The sequence below is a fragment of the Ruminococcus sp. J1101004sp1_RTP21198st1_B9_RTP21198_201120 genome, assembly GCF_040924245.1.
GTDB classification, from domain to species: domain Bacteria; phylum Bacillota; class Clostridia; order Lachnospirales; family Lachnospiraceae; genus Blautia_A; species Blautia_A faecis.
This window is the reverse complement of record NZ_JBCOMI010000082.1, coordinates 1-1,162: the sequence shown is the minus strand read 5'-3', so window position 1 is coordinate 1,162 and position 1,162 is coordinate 1. Positions and strand designations below refer to the sequence as shown.

The window sequence follows — 1,162 nt, the reverse complement described above, 5'->3', positions numbered from 1 at the left end:
CATCCTCTGATAATAGGATTCAGGCATTTGATCAGATCGGATTGCTTGCCCGTTCGGAACTTCTTAATTGTTCCACGAATTTTACGCATAATTGATTTAACATTCTGTTTTGATGGTTTGGTAAGTAATTTATCCCCATATTTACGAATATTACAACCCAAAAAGTCAAATCCATCGTGTATGTTCGTAATAACTGTCTTTTCATCCGATAATTCTAATCCTCTTTCATGCATGAACTCTTTTACTAAAGGTAGTACCTCGTTTCTTAATAGTTCCTCTGATGCTCCTGTAATAATGAAATCATCTGCATAGCGCACCAGATTTACTTTTGGATTTATCTGTCTACCTTTCGACCAATACCGTTTGAACTTATTCTTCAATAATCTTTCTAATCCGTCCAATACATAATTACACAGCGTCGGTGAAATAGTACCTCCCTGTGGTGTTCCTTGGTCAGTAGCATTGAGTTTTCCCTTTTCCACAAATCCAGCTTTAAGAAATTTGTGCAAAATTTCTTTGTCCATAGGGATATTCTTTTGCATCCATTCATGATTTATGTTATCGAAACATCCTTTTATGTCACCTTCCAACACCCATTCTGGTGCTGTTTTTCGAGCCAAGTCGACAAAACCTTGCTCTATAGCGTCTTGAACACATCTGTTGGGTCTGAATCCGTATGAAGTGCCGTCTGCCAGAGTTTCTGTGACTGGTTCCAGTGCCATTTTGTGTAATGTTTGCATTGCCCTATCTTTCATTGTAGGAATACTCAGTGGTCTCTTTTTTCCATTTTTCTTTGGAATGTAGATTCGTCTGAGCGGTTGAGGTTGGTATCCTCTTCTCTGAAGTGTGAATATGGCGTTAAATTTGTCCTCATTACTTATCCAACACACGCCATCTACTCCAGGTGTTCTTTTACCCTTGTTTTCTGTTACTCTTTTTACAGCAATTGCTTTTGCATAAAACGAATGAGTCAGAGTCCATTGTAAGGATTTGATTTTTCCTACTCTGTTCTCCTTTACAGCCTTTGCAATACGCATCTGCAGTTTCTTAACCTCATATTCAGCTGTTCCAAAATCAATATCCTTCCAGCTCTTAATGTGATTTGAAGATGCACACGATTTCTCGTACATTTGCATTTCTCCTTTCAGAAATTCTGCTAATT

Annotated in this window: 1 protein-coding gene; it reads right to left on the bottom strand. The window is 38.0% G+C overall.

The genetic code is table 11. The features are described from left to right. On the bottom strand, positions 1-1,130 hold a 1,130-nt coding region (ltrA, locus tag AB5618_RS21345), incomplete at its 3' end, for a group II intron reverse transcriptase/maturase (protein WP_368367054.1). Between the last annotated feature and the right edge of the window lie 32 nt (positions 1,131-1,162).